This window comes from Pseudomonas sp. WS 5071 (assembly GCF_012985765.1).
GTDB lineage: Bacteria > Pseudomonadota > Gammaproteobacteria > Pseudomonadales > Pseudomonadaceae > Aquipseudomonas > Aquipseudomonas lundensis_A.
The window spans coordinates 1-752 of record NZ_JAAQWY010000088.1 but is presented as its reverse complement, the minus strand read 5'-3'; the positions used below and the strand labels follow the sequence as shown (position 1 = coordinate 752).

Genomic DNA, 752 nt, shown 5'->3' with positions numbered 1-752 from the left:
AACACGGAGAACCGGTCGAAAAAGCTCTCCGTACATGATTTTTCGGTCACTTTTCGTCCAATGACGCTGTAGGTGCCTGGAAAATTGCAACTTGCCGCGGCTGCACGACAAGTTGATCGGAGCATCCCTAGGGCTTAACTTAAAGCTCGCCATCTTCGCGCCTGAAACGTGGCTTTCTTCTCTTTGCGCGTCATCGTGTGCCAAACCAACAATCAAATCGTTCGGCTCTTCGAGCAACTCACACTCATCATCCACACCTTTGGCAGTGTCGTTTTCGTGTATCTGAATACCTGCTTTATCATAGAGTCCATTCATTTATATCGTCCTTAAGCCGTCGTCTTGACAGCCACACTTTTATTCAACACACCTACATTGGCAGTTGAGGTTGTTATCCACCTATTTAGAAACACTAAAACGAAACTTACTAAAAGCGAGTACCCACACAACAAAGAGCATTAAGAGAAGACTAATTTCTGCTTATACGACATCACCCTTCAGACTTTTCCGTAGGACTGCGCAAGCAACATGCTCATATCGTGTAGCTAGCCATCAGTCCAACCCAAATCTGTTGTGTTGAGCGTTATCGAGTTTCCGTCTTTTCGGTATATCCAAAGAGCAAGCAGATTGTAGTGGTCTAATGAAACCGGACACCCATTTAGGCGAGAATGCTCGCCAGATCGAGGTGTCAGATGACCAAACAACGCCGTTCCTTTTCTGCTGAATTCAAACGCGAGGCTTCCGACCTCGTGCTC

At 46.4% G+C, this 752-nt stretch carries 1 protein-coding gene; it reads right to left on the bottom strand.

Going from position 1 to position 752, the window contains the following annotated elements; all coding sequences use genetic code 11:
* The coding region (locus tag HBN61_RS22335) for a hypothetical protein (protein WP_170047932.1) at positions 1–315 on the bottom strand (315 nt) is incomplete at its 3' end.
* Positions 316–752 lie beyond the last annotated feature (437 nt).